The sequence below is a fragment of the Pseudoalteromonas sp. BSi20480 genome (genome assembly GCF_000241365.1).
In the GTDB taxonomy this organism is placed as follows: domain Bacteria; phylum Pseudomonadota; class Gammaproteobacteria; order Enterobacterales; family Alteromonadaceae; genus Pseudoalteromonas; species Pseudoalteromonas marina.
Genome location: NZ_BADX01000129.1, coordinates 21,837 through 27,836, shown reverse-complemented (window position 1 = coordinate 27,836; position 6,000 = coordinate 21,837). Strand labels below are relative to the sequence as shown.

Genomic DNA, 6,000 nt, shown 5'->3' with positions numbered 1-6,000 from the left:
TTAACTATCAAAAGGGGTCATATAGCGCAAGCCAAGGTGATTTTTCAAGTGCTGGTAGTGCACAGTTTAAACTGGTTGATAATCTTAAACATCAGCAAATAGAACTAAGTATTGGAGAAGATAACTATAAACGCGCGGTAGTACTTGGCTCAACTAACCTTACAAAAGGTAAACTTATTGCGGCTGCTGAGTGGCAAGGCTACGACGGCCCTTGGGATGACATAAACGAAGACGTGAATAAAAAAATGCCCTACTACGCTATGTTGGTAAAGCATTTAATGGTGACCTATCAATAAGCGCAATGGCATACGACAACACATGGAACTCAGCCGATCAAATTCCACAGCGTGCTGTTTCGCATAACTTAATAACACAATTAGGCTCGCTCGACACCACTCTTGGCGGCAGCTCTAGTCGTTATAGTTTATCGGGTAATTGGCAAGGGGAGCATTTGAAAGCCAGCGCTTATGTAATAAATTACGATTTAAACCTATATTCTAATTTCAGTTATTTTTTAAATGACCCAATTAATGGCGATCAGTTTAATCAGCAAGATAACCGCAATATTTATGGCACCACTTTAAGTTATCAGTTTGAAACTAAAACATCAGGCTTAAACATGCAACACACTGTAGGGCTTGAGCTTAAACACGACGATATAGATAACGTTGGGCTTTATAACACTAAAGCCAGAGAGCAGCTAAGCACTGTAAGGCAAGATGCACTCAAGCAAACGAGTTATTCAAGCTTTTGGGAGTCTAAACTTTTATTTACCCCAAAACTAGAAGCAACAGCAGGTGTAAGGTACGACTATTTTGATACAAATGTAACCAGTATTACCGCCGTAAACTCAGGTAAAGCATGTGATGATTTAATCAGTTTTAAAGCAAGCTTAAATTATCGCTTTACTCAATTGCTAGCTGCCTATGCAAATTGGGGGCAATCTTTTCACTCTAACGATGCGCGCGGCTCCACAATAAATATCGACCCAGTAACAGGTGATCAAGCCGAACGAGTCGATCTATTAGTAAAAAGTGAAGGCGCTGAAATTGGATTACGATTTGCTGATGAAAAAAAATATAATATGTCAGCTGCGCTTTGGTGGTTAAAACTCGACTCAGAACTATTGTTTGTAGGAGATGCAGGTAATACAGAGCCAAGTGATGCGTCTAAGCGGTATGGGTTAGAAATGAGTGCCTATTACTGGATTAACGAGCAATTTAATATTGATTTAGAAGCCTCGTTTACACATTCTCGCTTAGATATAAATGACAATAACAATTACATAGAAGGTGCTGTACCCGTTGTAGCAAGTACAGGTTTAAATTGGCACTTAAGTAAACAATGGCAATCATCGATCAGGGTACGCCATATTGGTAAACGCACATTAACAGACGACGGTGATAAGCGCTCAAACCCGCTAACGGTAGTTAATAGCTCTGTGAGCTATAAGCAAACCCATTGGAAAGTAGACTTTGAATTACTTAACTTGTTTAACAGTACCGACCACGATATAGATTACTATTATGCATCGCGTTTAGCCGGTGAGCCCGCTCAAGGCGTTGAAGATAATCATTTTCACCCTATTGAGCCCAGAACTGCACGCCTAACACTTAGTTTATTGTTTTAGTATTTATTAACGCAACAGCCATGCTGTATATAAATATAGTATAGCTGTAAATGGGTACTTATTTGCAAAATTTCGCCTAACCGGTTTCTTTACTTTTTGATGACCCAAACAGTACAAATACATATAATTTAAATTACAGTAACTTAATTAGTAGTTGTTTTAGGCGCATTTCGCTGCGCGGGGCTTGTTTTAAAGCTTGCAATCATATTATGAGGGTTTTTACATTCAGCCTGTATTTTAGCGGCCTCAGCCCACCATATTAATTGATTAAATGTACGAGAAAAATAGTTAAACCACGAGGTCTGATCATCATCAGTAGCAAACTCTCCAAGCTCGTTAAACACATCCTGTGCCTTTGGAACATGAATCATCGACGATACTGGTAAACACCCAAGTTCTGATAAAAAAGTGCGCATACTAATTGCAGCACGAACCCCACCCCACTGCCCAGCAGAATAAGAAACAATCGCACTGGGTTTATACGAAAACAGTGAACTACCAAAATGATTGAGAAGATCAGCTAATGCAGGGCTCATAGAGTGATTATATTCAGGGCTGATCATTATGTAGCCATCAGCAGATTTAATTTTATCAGCCAAGTTGTTAAGTTTAGTGGGGGCATTGTGCTGTGTATATGCAAAGTGAGGTTTAAATACAGCATCGTTTGGGTAATCTAACGCATCAATTATTTCAAATTCATGTTCACTAAAGTGTGACTGCAAACACAATAAACATGCTTTACTAACTCTACTTCCAAGACGTACTGGTTTAGGGGGGGAGCTCTCACGCACAGTGCCTAAAAACAATAAAAACTTCATAATATAACTCCATGTAAACATTTTGTTTTACATTAAGCCTAGTATCACCGACATGCAAACAAATTTATAACGTATTTTTTATGCCGTTATACGTCGCTCTTAATTGCCGTTTCAGCTTATCGCACTTAACTAAGCACTCAAAAATAGGTAAAAAACAGTTTTAAATTAATCTTAGGTGAACGATGAAACACATAATTAAAGCCTCTCTCTTAACGCTAGCAATAAGCGCTAGTTTAAATACACACGCAGCACAGTTTTCGTTTTCTTCTAAAGTAGACAACGATGCACATACATTAATTGTGTTTTATAGCCAAGATGGAAAAAACAATCAATTTAAAAACCTCGACAAACAATTTAATGGACAGCTGCAACGTATAATTGATGTTGAAAACTTTGAAGGTAAATACGCCAAAACAACACAGCTGATTGCCCCGCTTAATAGTAACTACAAACGTATATTAGTTGTCGGAACTGGTAAACAAAACGAGTTAAATAAAGCACGCATTGCTAAATTAGGCGGAAACGTGCACGCTCAATTAGTTAAATATAAAGCAGATACCGCCAATGTATTATTTGACGATGTAACGGGTGTTGATGCAAACCATTTACTTGCTGCAAACTTTGCGCATGGCGCGAACCTGCGTGACCATCGTTTTGAAAAATACAAACAAACACCTAGCACGCAAACAGTGACTTACTCGTTTGATGTCGATAGCACAAAAAAGACGAAAACAACGTATAAACAGCTAGAAAGTATTCAGGCCGGTGTATTTTTAGCACGCGATCTTACCTCTGAAGTAGCCACTGAAATGACGCCTGTTGATTTTGCAAATGCTGCAAAAGAGCTTGAATCGTTAGGCGTGACCATTACAGTTTTAAAGCCTGAACAACTTAAAGAGCTTGGTATGGGCGCATTAGAAGCCGTTGGCCGCGGTAGCGATCAGGGTGCTCGCTTAGTCGTTGCACATTATAAAGGCTCTAACGACGACCCCATTGCATTAGTAGGTAAAGGTATAACATTCGACTCGGGCGGTTATAGTATTAAAACAGGTGCATCTATCGCACGTATGAAATCAGACATGGCAGGCGCTGCAGCTGTACTCGGTACGGTTAAAGCAATGGCTATGGCCAAAGCCGACAAAAACGTTGTAGCTGTAATGGGTATGGCGGCAAATATGGTTTCGCAATTTGCAGTAGCACCTGGCGATGTTGTTCGAACAGCTGAAGGCTTAAGTGTTGAAATACTCAACACCGATGCCGAAGGCCGTTTAGTTTTAAGTGATGCAATGTGGTATGCACGTAAGCACTTCAACCCAAGCATAATGATTGATGTAGCTACACTTACTGGTTCAAAAATTCGTGCCGTTGGTAACGAGTATGCGGCTGTTTTCTCAAAAGACGACACACTCGTAAATCAGCTAACACTTGCTGGCGAGCAGGTAAACGAAAACCTATGGCGTTTACCATTAGGTTATAAAGATATGCTTAAATCAGACATTGCCGACATAACAAACGTAGGGTCTGGCGGACCTGGCGCAACCACTGCAGCAACGTTTTTAGAGCATTTTGCGGGTGAAACCCGTTGGGTTCATATTGATATTGCAGGTAATGCGTTAGTTAAAAAAGGAAAAGGTGAACTATCACCTGGCGGCACAGGCTATGGTGTACGCTTGTTAAGCGAATGGCTATTAGCTAACTAATTTTATTTTACGCCAAAAGCCCACGCTTTTGGCGTTTACTCCACTAATTAAATACAAAGCGACTCGCTGTTACACCAATAATAATGCCTACCACTAGTACAGCAACCGTATAAAACCCCCCTTTACTCTCACCACTATGGCTGACTTCTTGAGGTAGCTGTGCATTGGTGTCTATTTTAGACTCTGTGTGTGGCGTATCATTATGTTTATCCAAGCAAGCCTGTTTGGGATCATCAATCGTTGCATCTAGATTTATTATTTCATTATGAATGGGTGTTTCAGTGACTGAGCTCTGAATATCATAGGTGTTAATTTGGTCTGCGTCGCTGGTGTTATTTTGAAATGCAGGTTTATCACTCAAAGGGGCTTGTATTAACTCCTCAGTTACTTCGTCATATTCAAACTGCATCACCACTTGGTTTGAGCTAACCTGTTCACCTTCATTTATATTTATCTTGGTGACAACTCCGTTAGCCATGGCAACAATTTCAAGAACAACTTTATCAGTTTCCACATCAAGTAATGTGTCATCTTTTTTTACGTGTTGCCCCTCAGTCACATATATTTTTGTAGCCAAAGCAGACATTGTTGGTTCGGGTAAATGAGGTATTAAAACATCACTGTTCATCTTTCTTCCTTGCTTAATAAATGTAATAAGTTTACTAATACAGCCTATCAAGCCCTTTGATAGTTAACAATAATTTTTTAATACGTACAGTCCCTATTAATTTATTTATGCCTTATCAAATTTTTGTGCAACTTGTTTTAATGAGTCACCGTAAATTTAGTTAAACCAATTAACTGGCCTGATTCAGTCATAACCTTAACTTGCCACTTTCCTGCCGCGTTTTGTGGAAAATTTACTTTGTGTGTCCATGCTCTATAACCACTTTTACGCCCACCGCTGATATTAAGCGCTATTTTATCTACCTGCTTTTTATTGTGTGTCCATACATGAAATATCTTTTCGTTTAACCCTCGCGGTGCTTTTACTGCTGTCCATGTATAAAGCCCTTTTGCGTGTAACGAGCGTTCATTTAACGAGTTAATATTTCCTATCGGTTTTTTACTTTGCTCATTTACCTCATGCGCTAATGTAATGCTTGTTAGGTGCAGCGCGGCAGGTGGAACAAAGCTTCTTAATTGCCATATTCCTACACTCAAAATGAATAAAATTATTGCTAAAATAGGTAAACGCCACCACGGCGCATTAGGCATTAAATTAGTAAGACTAGGTAATGTTAATACTACGGCTATAACTAGCGCAGCAGCTAAACTTTGACTGGTTGTTAAGCTAAACAAAATAGGCAATGTAACAAGTAAAACTACAAACAAAGCAAAGTTATGAAACACCGTAAATAGCGTTCTATTTTTAGCTAATTTTTTGTAATAGAAGGGATCAATAACCGATGCAACCGCACACAAAATAATAAGTGATGTAAATACTGCTTGAGGATGGTCCCACTGGGTAACAACTAAAAAAAATGGCAGCGCAAAAAACAAACTCTCTTGCTGAATCATTTGTAGAGCAAAGCGTGTTACATTAGGTGAAACACTCACACCAAATCGTTCTTCAACTTTATCACGAAGCCAATTATCTACAATTAACCACAACCAGCTTATAAGTAAAACTAAAGCAACAACTTGCGCAAACGACTCCTTTCTATCAACAAGCACGTAGCTTGCAATACCAGAGCAAAACGACTAAAACAGCCAGTAAGCCCGGTCGTTTTTGCATTGCATTAATAAATTGAGTAATCAACGATTTTATTTTGTTCATTTGTTCGCTTTGTAAGTACCAAATGCACTTTATTATTATGAAGTTAGTTATAACAGACTAACTAAACAAAAA

The 6,000-nt window shown here is 39.0% G+C and carries 4 protein-coding genes and 2 pseudogenes; 3 read left to right on the top strand and 3 right to left on the bottom strand.

The window, feature by feature from the left end:
• Together P20480_RS19860 and P20480_RS05970 are read left to right on the top strand one after the other, a co-directional pair.
• A pseudogene (locus P20480_RS19860) lies at positions 1-296 on the top strand (hypothetical protein); the annotation flags it as partial.
• 5 nt (positions 297-301) lie between these two features.
• Entirely contained in the window at positions 302-1,630 is a 1,329-nt protein-coding gene (locus tag P20480_RS05970) for a TonB-dependent receptor (RefSeq protein ID WP_008131044.1), read from the top strand.
• 143 nt (positions 1,631-1,773) lie between these two features.
• On the opposite strand, the gene P20480_RS05975 is transcribed toward P20480_RS05970, so the two are convergent.
• Positions 1,774-2,448, bottom strand: coding sequence for an NADPH-dependent FMN reductase (locus P20480_RS05975; RefSeq protein WP_008131041.1), 675 nt, complete (start codon positions 2,446-2,448; stop codon positions 1,774-1,776).
• A 182-nt stretch (positions 2,449-2,630) separates the two neighbouring features.
• Here P20480_RS05975 and P20480_RS05980 point away from each other — a divergent pair, with 182 nt between their 5' ends.
• A complete protein-coding gene (locus P20480_RS05980; RefSeq protein ID WP_008131039.1) occupies positions 2,631-4,148 on the top strand; it encodes a leucyl aminopeptidase in 1,518 nt (505 codons plus the stop codon).
• Between the two features lie 43 nt (positions 4,149-4,191).
• Here the strand turns inward: P20480_RS05980 and P20480_RS05985 are convergent, their stop codons facing one another.
• Positions 4,192-4,776 (bottom strand): lipoyl domain-containing protein, encoded by a 585-nt coding sequence (locus tag P20480_RS05985; protein WP_008131037.1) that lies wholly within the window; start codon positions 4,774-4,776, stop codon positions 4,192-4,194.
• Positions 4,777-4,913: 137 nt separating this feature from the next.
• A pseudogene (locus P20480_RS05990) lies at positions 4,914-5,928 on the bottom strand (DUF5924 family protein).
• Between the last annotated feature and the right edge of the window lie 72 nt (positions 5,929-6,000).